This window comes from Cronobacter universalis NCTC 9529, from assembly GCF_001277175.1.
In the GTDB taxonomy this organism is placed as follows: Bacteria; Pseudomonadota; Gammaproteobacteria; order Enterobacterales; family Enterobacteriaceae; genus Cronobacter; species Cronobacter universalis.
Window position 1 is genome coordinate 4,251,552 of the sequence record NZ_CP012257.1, and the last position, 13,350, is coordinate 4,264,901.

Here is a 13,350-nt window from a genome sequence, read left to right on the forward strand (position 1 = left end):
GCCAGACTTCTTTGGCGTTGTAAGGTTAAGCCTCACGGTTCATTAGTACCGGTTAGCTCAACGCATCGCTGCGCTTACACACCCGGCCTATCAACGTCGTCGTCTTCAACGTTCCTTCAGGAGACTTATAGTCTCAGGGAGAACTCATCTCGGGGCAAGTTTCGTGCTTAGATGCTTTCAGCACTTATCTCTTCCGCATTTAGCTACCGGGCAGTGCCATTGGCATGACAACCCGAACACCAGTGATGCGTCCACTCCGGTCCTCTCGTACTGGGAGCAGCCCCCCTCAATTCTCCAGCGCCCACGGCAGATAGGGACCGAACTGTCTCACGACGTTCTAAACCCAGCTCGCGTACCACTTTAAATGGCGAACAGCCATACCCTTGGGACCTACTTCAGCCCCAGGATGTGATGAGCCGACATCGAGGTGCCAAACACCGCCGTCGATATGAACTCTTGGGCGGTATCAGCCTGTTATCCCCGGAGTACCTTTTATCCGTTGAGCGATGGCCCTTCCATACAGAACCACCGGATCACTATGACCTGCTTTCGCACCTGCTCGAGCCGTCACTCTCGCAGTCAAGCCAGCTTATGCCATTGCACTAACCTCCTGATGTCCGACCAGGATTAGCTGACCTTCGTGCTCCTCCGTTACACTTTGGGAGGAGACCGCCCCAGTCAAACTACCCACCAGACACTGTCCCCACGCCGGATCACGGCGCCAGGTTAGAACATCAAACATTAAAGGGTGGTATTTCAAGGTTGGCTCCACGCAGACTGGCGTCCACGCTTCAAAGCCTCCCACCTATCCTACACATCAAGGCTCAATGTTCAGTGTCAAGCTGTAGTAAAGGTTCACGGGGTCTTTCCGTCTTGCCGCGGGTACACTGCATCTTCACAGCGAGTTCAATTTCACTGAGTCTCGGGTGGAGACAGCCTGGCCATCATTACGCCATTCGTGCAGGTCGGAACTTACCCGACAAGGAATTTCGCTACCTTAGGACCGTTATAGTTACGGCCGCCGTTTACCGGGGCTTCGATCAGGAGCTTCTCTTGCGATAACCCCATCAATTAACCTTCCGGCACCGGGCAGGCGTCACACCGTATACGTCCACTTTCGTGTTTGCACAGTGCTGTGTTTTTAATAAACAGTTGCAGCCAGCTGGTATCTTCGACTGACTTCAGCTCCACCCGCAGGGGCTTCACCTACATGTCAGCGTGCCTTCTCCCGAAGTTACGGCACCATTTTGCCTAGTTCCTTCACCCGAGTTCTCTCAAGCGCCTTGGTATTCTCTACCTGACCACCTGTGTCGGTTTGGGGTACGATTTGATGTTACCTGATGCTTAGAGGCTTTTCCTGGAAGCAGGGCATTTGTCACTTCAGCACCGTGGTGCCTCGTCATCACGCCTCAGCCTTAACCTTCCGGATTTGCCTGGAAAGTCAGCCTACACGCTTAAACCGGGACAACCGTCGCCCGGCCGACATAGCCTTCTCCGTCCCCCCTTCGCAGTAACACCAAGTACAGGAATATTAACCTGTTTCCCATCGACTACGCCTTTCGGCCTCGCCTTAGGGGTCGACTCACCCTGCCCCGATTAACGTTGGACAGGAACCCTTGGTCTTCCGGCGAGCGGGCTTTTCACCCGCTTTATCGTTACTTATGTCAGCATTCGCACTTCTGATACCTCCAGCATGCCTCACAGCACACCTTCACAGGCTTACAGAACGCTCCCCTACCCAACAACACATAGTGTCGCTGCCGCAGCTTCGGTGCATGGTTTAGCCCCGTTACATCTTCCGCGCAGGCCGACTCGACCAGTGAGCTATTACGCTTTCTTTAAATGATGGCTGCTTCTAAGCCAACATCCTGGCTGTCTGGGCCTTCCCACATCGTTTCCCACTTAACCATGACTTTGGGACCTTAGCTGGCGGTCTGGGTTGTTTCCCTCTTCACGACGGACGTTAGCACCCGCCGTGTGTCTCCCGTGATAACATTCTCCGGTATTCGCAGTTTGCATCGGGTTGGTAAGCCGGGATGGCCCCCTAGCCGAAACAGTGCTCTACCCCCGGAGATGAGTTCACGAGGCGCTACCTAAATAGCTTTCGGGGAGAACCAGCTATCTCCCGGTTTGATTGGCCTTTCACCCCCAGCCACAGGTCATCCGCTAATTTTTCAACATTAGTCGGTTCGGTCCTCCAGTTAGTGTTACCCAACCTTCAACCTGCCCATGGCTAGATCACCGGGTTTCGGGTCTATACCCTGCAACTTAACGCCCAATTAAGACTCGGTTTCCCTTCGGCTCCCCTATGCGGTTAACCTTGCTACAGAATATAAGTCGCTGACCCATTATACAAAAGGTACGCAGTCACCCTCTTACGAAGGCTCCCACTGCTTGTACGTACACGGTTTCAGGTTCTGTTTCACTCCCCTCGCCGGGGTTCTTTTCGCCTTTCCCTCACGGTACTGGTTCACTATCGGTCAGTCAGGAGTATTTAGCCTTGGAGGATGGTCCCCCCATCTTCAGACAGGATATCACGTGTCCCGCCCTACTCATCGAGCTCACAACCTGTGTGCCTTCGTGTACGGGGCTGTCACCCTGTATCGCCGGCCTTTCCAGACCGTTCCACTGACACACACGCTGATTCAGGCTCTGGGCTGTTCCCCGTTCGCTCGCCGCTACTGGGGGAATCTCGGTTGATTTCTTTTCCTCGGGGTACTTAGATGTTTCAGTTCCCCCGGTTCGCCTCGTTTGACTATGTATTCATCAAACGATGATGCACCGAAGTGCACCGGGTTTCCCCATTCGGACATCGCCGGTTATAACGGTTCATATCACCTTACCGGCGCTTTTCGCAGATTAGCACGTCCTTCATCGCCTCTGACTGCCAGGGCATCCACCGTGTACGCTTGTTCGCTTAACCTCACAACCCGAAGAAGTCTTCGCGCTGCGAGTTTGAGAGACTCTGACACACCGCGCATTCCTTATTACGGAAGAATGCAACAGCGTGTCTGTTTCAATTTTCAGCTTGTTCCGGATTGTTAAAGAGCAAATATCTCAAACGTGACTTTACAGTCAGTTTTGAGATATTAATCGGTAACGCCTTTCACTCATTACCAGCAGGTGGCGTCCCTTAGGGGATTCGAACCCCTGTTACCGCCGTGAAAGGGCGGTGTCCTGGGCCTCTAGACGAAAGGGACTTCGCTTTCGCAGACAACCCTGCTTCTTTACTTTCTATCAGACAATCTGTGTGAGCACTACGAGGTTGTATCTTTCAGGTAAGGAGGTGATCCAACCGCAGGTTCCCCTACGGTTACCTTGTTACGACTTCACCCCAGTCATGAATCACAAAGTGGTAAGCGCCCTCCCGAAGGTTAAGCTACCTACTTCTTTTGCAACCCACTCCCATGGTGTGACGGGCGGTGTGTACAAGGCCCGGGAACGTATTCACCGTGGCATTCTGATCCACGATTACTAGCGATTCCGACTTCATGGAGTCGAGTTGCAGACTCCAATCCGGACTACGACGCACTTTATGAGGTCCGCTTGCTCTCGCGAGTTCGCTTCTCTTTGTATGCGCCATTGTAGCACGTGTGTAGCCCTGGTCGTAAGGGCCATGATGACTTGACGTCATCCCCACCTTCCTCCGGTTTATCACCGGCAGTCTCCTTTGAGTTCCCACCATCACGTGCTGGCAACAAAGGATAAGGGTTGCGCTCGTTGCGGGACTTAACCCAACATTTCACAACACGAGCTGACGACAGCCATGCAGCACCTGTCTCAGAGTTCCCGAAGGCACTCCCGCATCTCTGCAGGATTCTCTGGATGTCAAGACCAGGTAAGGTTCTTCGCGTTGCATCGAATTAAACCACATGCTCCACCGCTTGTGCGGGCCCCCGTCAATTCATTTGAGTTTTAACCTTGCGGCCGTACTCCCCAGGCGGTCGACTTAACGCGTTAGCTCCGGAAGCCACGCCTCAAGGGCACAACCTCCAAGTCGACATCGTTTACGGCGTGGACTACCAGGGTATCTAATCCTGTTTGCTCCCCACGCTTTCGCACCTGAGCGTCAGTCTTCGTCCAGGGGGCCGCCTTCGCCACCGGTATTCCTCCAGATCTCTACGCATTTCACCGCTACACCTGGAATTCTACCCCCCTCTACGAGACTCAAGCCTGCCAGTTTCAAATGCAGTTCCCAGGTTGAGCCCGGGGATTTCACATCTGACTTAACAGACCGCCTGCGTGCGCTTTACGCCCAGTAATTCCGATTAACGCTTGCACCCTCCGTATTACCGCGGCTGCTGGCACGGAGTTAGCCGGTGCTTCTTCTGCGAGTAACGTCAATGACTGTGGTTATTAACCACAACCCCTTCCTCCTCGCTGAAAGTACTTTACAACCCGAAGGCCTTCTTCATACACGCGGCATGGCTGCATCAGGCTTGCGCCCATTGTGCAATATTCCCCACTGCTGCCTCCCGTAGGAGTCTGGACCGTGTCTCAGTTCCAGTGTGGCTGGTCATCCTCTCAGACCAGCTAGGGATCGTCGCCTAGGTGAGCCTTTACCCCACCTACTAGCTAATCCCATCTGGGCACATCTGATGGCATGAGGCCCGAAGGTCCCCCACTTTGGTCCGAAGACGTTATGCGGTATTAGCTACCGTTTCCAGTAGTTATCCCCCTCCATCAGGCAGTTTCCCAGACATTACTCACCCGTCCGCCACTCGTCAGCAGAGCAGCAAGCTGCTCTCTGTTACCGTTCGACTTGCATGTGTTAGGCCTGCCGCCAGCGTTCAATCTGAGCCATGATCAAACTCTTCAATTAAAAGTCTGATGCTCAAAGAATTAAACTGTTAGTTCGTAATGAATTAACTGTTGTTCACTTGAGACTTGATATTCGTTTATCGTCCGTAGACGTTAAGATATCAGTGCCCCGAGTGCCCACACAGATTGTCTGATAAATTGTTAAAGAGCGGTGCGACGCGGCCTTCAGCCTGCTGTCGCGAGGTGGCGTATATTACGCTTTCCTCTTTCAGAGTCAAGCGTTTATTTTCGCTTTCGTCTGCCTGACGGGCCGGCTCGTTCGCCGTTGTGCCGTGTCAGTGGAGGCGCATTATAGGGAGTTCTTCTCAGCTGACAAGAGGAAATTTAAAAAAACTTTCTAAGCGCGCTTTTTTTCACCATTTATCGCGTAAAACCGCCATATAGCCTGTTATTTGCCGTTTTTTACATCAGATCATGCCCTGCGGTGGCATACTACTGCGCGATGTACAGCTGAAGGAACTGCCATTATGTCGTTACTGGCGCATCAACAGGCCGCCCAAAAGAACCTTTCTTATGTCCTGGCCGAAAAGCTGGCGCAACGCATCCTTAAAGGAGAGTTCAAGCCAGGCGAGATTTTACCCGGCGAGATGGAGCTGGGCGAACAGTTCGGCGTGAGCCGCACGGCGGTAAGAGAGGCCGTGAAAACGCTGACCGCCAAAGGTCTGGTTTTACCACGCCCGCGCATTGGCACGCGCGTGCTGCCCCAGAGCCAGTGGAACTTTCTGGATAAAGAGTTGCTGACGTGGTGGATGGGCATCGAAACCTTCACGACCGTAGTTAATCACTTTCTGGTGATGCGCCACAGTCTTGAACCTCAGGCCTGCGCGCTGGCCGCGCTAAACGGTACCGATGAGCAAAAGCAGCGCTTCAGGAACACGCTTGATGAGATGGCCGCGCTCCAGGTCGCTTTTAACCGCGAACGCTGGATAGAAACCGACATGGCCTATCATGAGCTGATCTATGAAATGAGCGGCAATCCTTTTATGACCGCTTTCGCCAGTCTGTTCCGCTCCATCTATTACAATTATTTCACGTCGATAACGCACAACCAGGTTATCAAGCCCGACATTCATCAGGCGATAGCGGACGCCATTCTCTCGTCCCAAAGCGAAGAGGCGTATCGCGCCTGTCAGTCGCTTTTGCAGGCGACCGCATCGCAGGAAATATAACAACAGGATCCGCATGACTAAAAAAGCGCGCAGTATGGCGGGCCTGCCGTGGATAGCGGCAATGGCCTTTTTTATGCAGGCACTGGATGCCACCATTCTCAACACAGCCCTGCCGGCTATCGCTCAAAGTCTTAACCGCTCGCCGCTGGCGATGCAGTCCGCGATTATCAGCTACACCCTGACTGTCGCGATGTTAATCCCGGTCAGCGGCTGGCTGGCCGATCGCTTCGGCACCCGCCGCGTCTTCATGACGGCCGTCTCCTTGTTTACCCTCGGTTCGCTCGCTTGCGCCATGTCCGGGTCGCTGAGCGAACTGGTGATATTCCGTATTGTGCAGGGTATTGGCGGCGCCATGATGATGCCGGTGGCGCGTCTCGCGCTTCTGCGCGCCTACCCGCGAAGCGAGCTTCTGCCGGTGCTGAATTTCGTGACGATGCCAGGCCTGGTCGGCCCCATTCTCGGGCCGCTGCTCGGGGGCGTGCTGGTCACCTGGGCAAGCTGGCACTGGATTTTCCTGATCAATATTCCGATTGGCGTCGCCGGCCTGTTCTATGCGCGTAAATATATGCCTAACTTCACCACGCCGCGCCGCCGCTTTGATATGCCGGGCTTCTTTCTGTTCGGTCTGAGCCTGGTGCTGTTTTCGAGCGGAATGGAGCTGTTTGGCGAGCGTATCGTGGCCACCTGGATGGCGCTCGCCGTTATTGCCGGTGGGTTATTGTTGATGATGGCTTATATCTGGCATGCGCGTCGGCACAGCGCGCCGCTGATTTCGCTTTCTCTGTTCAAAACGCGCACCTTTTCCGTCGGCATCGCCGGGAATATCGCTTCCCGTCTGGGTACAGGCTGCGTACCGTTTCTGATGCCGCTAATGCTCCAGGTAGGCTTTGGCTATCCGGCGTTTATCGCCGGTTGCATGATGGCGCCGACAGCAGTCGGGTCGATTATCGCGAAATCTGGCGTAACGCAGGTGCTGCGCTGGTTTGGCTATCGAAAAACGCTGGTCGGCATCACGCTGTTTATCGGGCTGATGATTGCGCAGTTCTCGTTACAGTCGCCGGATAACCAGGTCTGGCTGCTGATCCTGCCGCTGTTTGTGCTGGGCCTTGCGATGTCCACGCAGTTCACCGCGATGAATACCATTACGCTTGCGGATCTTAACGATGAAAGCGCCAGCGGCGGCAACAGTATGCTGGCGGTAACGCAGCAGCTGTCGATAAGCCTTGGTGTTGCGGTCAGCGCCGCGGTGCTGCGCTTCTATGAAGGGTTCGATAACGCCAATACCGTCGAGCAGTTCCACTACACCTTTATTACGATGGGCGTGATTACCGTAGTGTCGTCGCTGGTCTTTATGCTGTTACGCCCTAAAGATGGCCGTAACCTTATAAAAGATCGCCACAAAGCCTAAGCGGAGCCGCGCACCGTCAGCACCGGCGTTAACTGCAAACGCTGCTGCTGAAGCTCCGGCTGCGCCATCCGATGAATCAGCACATCGATGGCCAGCTCGCCCAGCTCATCTTTGGGCTGATGAATGGTGGTCAGCGGCGGCGTCATATAGCTTGCAAGCTCTATATCGTCGTAACCCACCAGCGCGATATCCTGAGGAATGCGAAGGCCAGCCTGATAAAGCGCCTGGTAAGCGCCGACCGCCATCGCGTCATTTCCCATAAATACCGCCTGCGGCGGCTCGGGCAGCGCCAGCAGCGACTGCATCGCCCGCAGGCCGCCCGCGAATTCAAAATCGCCGATCACCTCATAACCTTCCGCCACCGGCAGGCCCGCCCGCTGCATCGCGGTGCGATACCCTTCAAGGCGCAGACGCGCCGGCGTTTTATCCAGCGGGCCAGTTACACAGGCAATACGCGTATAGCCTTTATCGATTAAATATCGCGTGGCGATATCGCCGCCCAGCAGCGAGTTATCCTGAATCACATCGCTGTCGCCGTCGAAGGGCGACCAGTCCATCATCACGGTAGGAATAGCCGGGTAGCGCTTCATAATGGCGGGAGAGGGCTGATGCGTTTCGGTGCAAAGCAGCAGCAGTCCGTCGACGCGTTTTTGCAGCAGCGTCTCCAGATTGCGGTTCATGCGCTGCTCGTCGCCGTCGGTATTACACAGCACCAGGCTATAGCCGCGCTCAAAACAGCTACGCTCCACGCCACGCACCAGCTCGGAGAAAAAGGGGTTAGAGCTTGCGGTGATCAGCATGCCGATGGTGCGGGTCTGGTTCAGCTTCAGGCTGCGCGCCAGCGCTGACGGCGCGTAATTCAGCGTTTTGATGGCGTCTTCCACCCGCAGGCGGATCGCCTCGCTGACGAAGCGGTCTTTATTAATGACGTGCGAGACGGTGGAGGTGGAGACACCCGCAAGGCGGGCGACATCTTTCATTGTCGCCACGATGGCTTACCCCTGCGCTTGTAAGAAGGCGTCAATCTCGTCGCGCCACGGAACAGAGGGCTGCGCGCCAGGACGCGTCACGGCGATAGCCGCGGCAGCATGGGCGAAGCGGATAGCCGTAAGCATCGGCGTGCCTTCCAGTAGCGCCGTCATCAGCGCGCCGTTGAAGGTGTCGCCAGCGGCGATGGTATCGACGGCTTTCACGCTAAAGCCGGGCACGCGTTGCCCTTCGCCGTTCATGCTCAGCCATACGCCGCGGCTGCCGAGCGTAATGATGACCGTTTCAATACCTTTCTGGTGCAGTACCCTGGCGGCCTGCGCCGCGCTGCCGTCATCAACGACTTTTACGCCGGTAAGTTTTTCCGCTTCGGTTTCATTGGGGGTAATGATATCCACCAGCGCCAGCAGATCGTCAGAAAGCGCGCGGGCGGGTGCCGGGTTAAGAATGACGGTGGTCTGGTGTTCATGCGCGATGCGCGCGGCGGCGATAACGCTTTCTACCGGCGACTCCAGCTGCATCAGCAGCGCGCGGGCGTTGGCGATTTTCTCCCGCTGCTGTTCTACACGCGCGGGCGTTAATGCCGCGTTCGCGCCAGCATGAATGCCAATGACGTTTTCACCTTCGCCATTGACGAAAATCAGCGCCACGCCGGTCGATTCGCCCGCAACGGCGCTGACAGGCGAGACATCAATCTTGTCGCGTGAAAGCTGCTGGCGAATGCGCTCGCCGATATCATCCTCGCCCACACAGGCGACAAACGCGATCTCCGCGCCGCTGCGCCCGGCCGCGACGGCCTGATTGGCGCCCTTACCGCCGAACGCCACCTGGTACTGGCTGCCGGTCACGGTCTCGCCCGGCGCGGGGAAGGCCTCAAGGTTAAGGATATGGTCGGCATTGATACTGCCGAGAACGACGAGTTGGTCAGCGCTTTTCATGTTGTGTGTCCCTGTAAAAGCGCCACGTCCTGTGGCGCATTGCCCTGCTTTTCTTTATGACGGTTTTATTTGATAACCAGCTTCAGATCGACCGGGATGCGGGCGCGCACTTTCTCGCCTTTCAGCACTTTATCCGCGGTCTGTACGCCGATAACGCCGATCTGCTCCGGCTGCTGCGCCACGGTCGCGGTCATCTTACCATCCTGAACCGCTTTCACGCCGTCAGCGGTGCCGTCGAAACCCACCACCAACACATCGGTTTTACCCGCGGTTTGCAGCGCACGCAGGGCGCCCAGCGCCATTTCGTCGTTCTGCGCGAATACCGCTTTCACATCAGGATGCGCGGTCAGCAGGTTCTGCATCACGTTCAGACCTTTGGTGCGATCGAAATCCGCCGGCTGGCTGGCCAGCACGTCCAGCTTGTGCGCTTCTACGGCCTGCTTAAAGCCTTCGCCGCGCTCGCGAGCCGCAGAGGTGCCTGCGATGCCCTGCAGTTCGATCACTTTCGCGCCGTCACCGGCCTGCTTCGCAATATAGTTACCGGCGATTTTACCGCCCGCGATGTTATCAGACGCGATATGGCTCACTACGTCGCCTTTCGAGGCCATACGGTCGAGGGTAATTACCGGGATTTTCGCCTGGTTCGCCATCTTCACGGCGTTACCCACCGCGTCGGAGTCGGTCGGGTTAATCAGCACAAGTTTGGTGCCGCGCACGGTCAGATCCTGCACGTTCGCCAGCTCTTTCGCCGGGTTGTTCTGGGAATCCAGCACCACCAGCTCGTAACCCAGTTTTTCCGCTTCTTTCTGCGCGCCATCTTTCAGCGAGACGAAGAACGGGTTGTTGAGCGTTGAAACCACCAGAGCAATCGTGTCTTTCGCCATCGCGTTGGCGCTGACGGTCGCGCTTAACGCCACGGCGGAAACCAGTGTAGCTAGCTTTTTCATATTCATAATCAGATGTCCTGTTGAGTAATGAGTTACTGCTTTTTGTTATCCACCAGCACCGCCAGCAAAATGACCACTGCTTTGACGATCATCTGGTAATAGGGAGAAACACCTAAGAGATTCAGACTATTATTCAGGAAACCGAGGATCAGCGCGCCGATCAGCGTCCCAACAATGCGACCTTTACCGCCGGCAAGGCTGGTGCCGCCGAGCACGACCGCCGCGATGGCGTCCAGCTCATAGCCCGCGCCCGCCAGCGGCTGCGCCGAAGAGAGACGCGCCACTTCTATCACGCCCGCCAGCGACGCCAGCAGGCCCGACAGCGAATAGACGATGATTTTGATTTTATTGACGCTGATGCCCGACAGACGCGTCGCCGCTTCGTTGCCGCCCAGCGCGTAAATATAGCGGCCCAGACGGGTGTGGTGCAGCACATACCAGGTCACCAGGAACACCAGCGCCATGATCCACACCGGCGTCGGGACGCCCAGAGGACGGCCAATACCGAACCAGCCAAACAGATCGGCGTTATCGTTAAAACCCGTACTGACCGGGCTGCCGTTGGTGTACTGAAGCGTCACCCCACGCAGCAGCAGCATCATCACCAGCGTAGCGATAAACGCCTGTACGCGGCCTTTCGCCACAATCACGCCGGTCACCGCGCCGATAGCCGCGCCAAGCGCGAGGGCGGCAGCCACCGCCACCAGCGCGTTGACCTCAATACCGACGAGCGAGGCGGCGACCGCCCCGGTTAACGCCAGCAGGGAACCGACGGACAGATCGATACCCGAGGTAAGGATCACCAGCGTCATCCCGACCGCCATGATGGCGTTCACCGATGTCTGCTGGAGAATGTTCAGCATATTGTTAACGGTAAAGAAATTCGGGCTCAGGGTGGAGACAATCGCAATCAGCACCAGCAGGGCTATCAGCGACTTTTGCTCCATCAGCCACGCTTTGGTGAAAAAGCGACGAGTCGCAATGGTCTGGGTAGTCATACGTCTTTTACTCCTGGGTCACGCGATTGAGCTTGCCGACAGCCGCCGCCATCAGCAGTTCCTGGGTGGCCTGCTCGCGTGTGAATTCACCGCCGAGATGCCCTTCATGCATCACCATGATGCGATCGCTCATTCCCAGCACTTCCGGCATCTCAGACGAGACCAGAATGATGCTCAGCCCGTCGGCTTTGAACTGGTTAATGAGCTGATAAATCTCTTTTTTGGCTCCGACGTCCACGCCGCGGGTCGGCTCGTCGAGGATCAGCACTTTCGGGCGCGTCATGAGCCCGCGGGCGATCGCCACTTTCTGCTGGTTGCCGCCGGACAGCAGCCCAATGGCCTGGTCCATCGACGGCGTTTTTACATTGAAGAGGCGAATAAAATCGCTGACCGCCTGCTGCTCATCTTTATGCTTCAGGCTGCCGACGTCGCGGCTGAAATAGCGCAGCGCGGTCAGCGACATGTTCTCTTTCACCGACATGCCGAGCACCAGCCCGTCGCGTTTGCGGTCTTCGGAGATATAAACGATGCCGTTGGCAAGCCCGTCCTGCGGGGAGCGCGTCACCACCTCGCGGTTATCCAGCGTGACGCGACCGCCCGTGCGCGGCAGCGCGCCGTACAGCACTTTCATCAGTTCGGTGCGGCCCGCGCCCATCAGCCCTGACACGCCCAGGATTTCTCCCTGACGCAGCGTAAAACTCACGCCGTTCACGCCAGGGCCGCTCAGGTTGTCGACTTTCAGACGGATCTCGCCCGGCGCTTTGTCGAGATGCGGGTATTGATCTTCAAGCTTGCGGCCGACCATCATCTCGATCAGCGTCTCTTCGGTGAGCGAGCTGACTTCACGCTCGGCGATAAACTGGCCGTCGCGCATCACCGTCACGTCATCGCAGATCTCAAAAATCTCTTTCATGCGGTGGGAGATATAGACAATCCCGCAGCCCTGCGATTTCAGCTCGCGGATGGCGCGGAACAGGGATTCGGTTTCGGTATCGGTCAGGGCGTCGGTGGGTTCATCCATAATGATGACGCGCGATTCAAAACTCAGCACTTTGGCGATTTCCACCATCTGCTGATCGCCTATCGACAGCTCGCCCACCAGCCGGCGGCTGTTAAAGCGCAGGTTGAGCTTCGCCAGCAGTTTGTCCGCTTCGGCATACATCTTTTTCCAGTCGATTTTGCCGAAATGGCTGACAAACTCGCGCCCTAAAAAGATGTTTTCCGCGATGGAAAGCTGCGGGATCAGGTTCAGTTCCTGATGAATGATACCGATACCGGCTTCCTGAGAGGCTTTCGGCCCGCTGAAGGTCGTCTCCTGGCCGAGCCAGAGCAGCGAACCGGCGTCGCGGGTATAGATGCCGGTCAGCACTTTCATCAGCGTGGATTTACCGGCGCCGTTTTCCCCCACCAGCGCCATTACGCGTCCGGCGTAGACATTCAGCGTCGCGCCGGAAAGCGCCTTAACGCCGGGGAAGGATTTATCAATGCCTTTGAGCTGGAGTAAAGGTTCCATGGCGGCCTCAGAACGTGACGCCGGCACAGAGAATGATATTCGCATACGGGGAACACTCCCCGCTGCGAATGACCGCCTGACTGTCCGCGGTTTTTTGTTTGAACTGTTCATGTGAAACATAGTGAACAGCGATGATATTTCCCTGGTGCTGCTGCAGCCGCTCGATCTGCCCGAGCAACGTTTCGTGGAGCTGCGGATTATGCTGTTTAATCTCTTCTGCGAGGATCGCCGCTTCGACCTGCATTTCACGCGTCACGACATCAACCACCTGTAAGAATCCCGGCACGCCCTGGGTCAGCGCGAGATCGATACGTTCAGTCGTGGACGGAATCGGCAGCCCGGCGTCGCACACCACAACGGTATCCGTGTGGCCAAGACGCGAGATGACGGATGAAATGCCGGAATGAAGAACGGTGCCTTTTTTCATTTTTTGCTCCATCAGCGAAACGTTTCGCTAACAGGGAGTTTATCCGGCTAAATGAACAATAAACAAACATGACGTTGCGAAACTGTGATCGCCATCGAAACGTTTCGCTTAAGGAAAAACTGAGAGAAAAAAGAGAGCGCGA

8 protein-coding genes, 1 tRNA gene and 2 rRNA genes are annotated in these 13,350 nt (G+C 56.2%); 2 read left to right on the forward strand and 9 right to left on the reverse strand.

The annotated features are described in order from the left end of the window. Positions 1–21: 21 nt before the first annotated feature. From AFK65_RS19665 to AFK65_RS19675, 3 genes are all read right to left on the reverse strand, one after another. A 23S ribosomal RNA gene (locus AFK65_RS19665) occupies positions 22–2,923 on the reverse strand. Between the two features lie 201 nt (positions 2,924–3,124). After that, positions 3,125–3,200 (reverse strand) — tRNA-Glu (locus AFK65_RS19670). Positions 3,201–3,279: 79 nt separating this feature from the next. Continuing rightward, positions 3,280–4,822, reverse strand: a 16S ribosomal RNA gene (locus tag AFK65_RS19675). The 16S and 23S rRNA genes sit together here with 1 tRNA gene alongside, the layout of an rRNA operon. Before the next feature lie 466 nt (positions 4,823–5,288). Between AFK65_RS19675 and AFK65_RS19680 the strand changes: the two genes are divergently transcribed. Together AFK65_RS19680 and mdtD are read left to right on the forward strand one after the other, a co-directional pair. Then, entirely contained in the window at positions 5,289–5,990 is a 702-nt protein-coding gene (locus tag AFK65_RS19680) for a FadR/GntR family transcriptional regulator (RefSeq protein WP_038858546.1), read from the forward strand. 13 nt (positions 5,991–6,003) lie between these two features. Beyond that, on the forward strand, positions 6,004–7,398 hold the full coding sequence (gene mdtD / locus AFK65_RS19685; RefSeq protein WP_007703588.1) for a multidrug transporter subunit MdtD: 1,395 nt from the start codon (positions 6,004–6,006) through the stop codon (positions 7,396–7,398). On the opposite strand, the gene rbsR is transcribed toward mdtD, so the two are convergent. The 6 genes from rbsR to rbsD form a co-directional block, all read right to left on the reverse strand. Then, positions 7,395–8,378: a ribose operon transcriptional repressor RbsR gene (gene rbsR / locus AFK65_RS19690; RefSeq protein ID WP_038858544.1), complete on the reverse strand. Its 984-nt coding sequence runs from the start codon at positions 8,376–8,378 to the stop codon at positions 7,395–7,397. The two genes, mdtD and rbsR, sit on opposite strands and share 4 nt — an antisense overlap. Positions 8,379–8,393: 15 nt before the next feature. Further along, on the reverse strand, positions 8,394–9,323 hold the full coding sequence (gene rbsK, locus AFK65_RS19695; protein ID WP_007703591.1) for a ribokinase: 930 nt from the start codon (positions 9,321–9,323) through the stop codon (positions 8,394–8,396). 65 nt (positions 9,324–9,388) lie between these two features. Next, entirely contained in the window at positions 9,389–10,276 is an 888-nt protein-coding gene (gene rbsB, locus AFK65_RS19700; protein ID WP_007703594.1) for a ribose ABC transporter substrate-binding protein RbsB, read from the reverse strand. 26 nt (positions 10,277–10,302) lie between these two features. Beyond that, entirely contained in the window at positions 10,303–11,268 is a 966-nt protein-coding gene (gene rbsC / locus AFK65_RS19705) for a ribose ABC transporter permease (RefSeq protein WP_007703596.1), read from the reverse strand. A 7-nt stretch (positions 11,269–11,275) separates the two neighbouring features. Beyond that, complete coding sequence (gene rbsA / locus AFK65_RS19710; protein ID WP_007703605.1) at positions 11,276–12,781, reverse strand: ribose ABC transporter ATP-binding protein RbsA; 1,506 nt, start codon at positions 12,779–12,781, stop codon at positions 11,276–11,278. 7 nt (positions 12,782–12,788) lie between these two features. Beyond that, positions 12,789–13,208 carry a D-ribose pyranase gene (gene rbsD / locus AFK65_RS19715; protein ID WP_032805060.1) on the reverse strand — a complete coding sequence of 140 codons (420 nt, stop codon included), beginning with the start codon at positions 13,206–13,208 and terminating at the stop codon, positions 12,789–12,791. Positions 13,209–13,350: the final 142 nt, after the last annotated feature.